At 65.7% G+C, this 242-nt stretch carries 1 protein-coding gene; it reads right to left on the reverse strand.

What is annotated here, in order from left to right:
- Positions 1-197, reverse strand: a 197-nt coding sequence (locus tag KZZ06_RS22000) for a MerR family transcriptional regulator (protein ID WP_219582029.1), incomplete at its 3' end; no start/stop codon positions are given.
- Between the last annotated feature and the right edge of the window lie 45 nt (positions 198-242).

Consider the following 242-nt stretch of genomic DNA (forward strand, 5'->3'; position numbering starts at 1 on the left):
TCGCGCGCCCTGCGGATGAAGACCAGGCGCTGCCGGTGAGTCGGGTCGTAGATCCGCTGGTTTCCCGTCGTGCGCGGCGGGGCGGGCAGAAGGTGTATCCGCTCGTAGTACCGGATCGTCTCGATGTTGACGCCGGCGCTCTCCGAGAGTGCACCGATGGTCAGGGATGCGCGCCCTCGCGCCGCGGGGGTACCCATAAAATTTCCCCTTGAACCTGTAGTCGCTACAGCTCGTACCACCGC

Origin of the sequence: Sulfitobacter sp. CW3, assembly GCF_019392245.1 — a bacterium.
Lineage (GTDB): Bacteria > Pseudomonadota > Alphaproteobacteria > Rhodobacterales > Rhodobacteraceae > Sulfitobacter.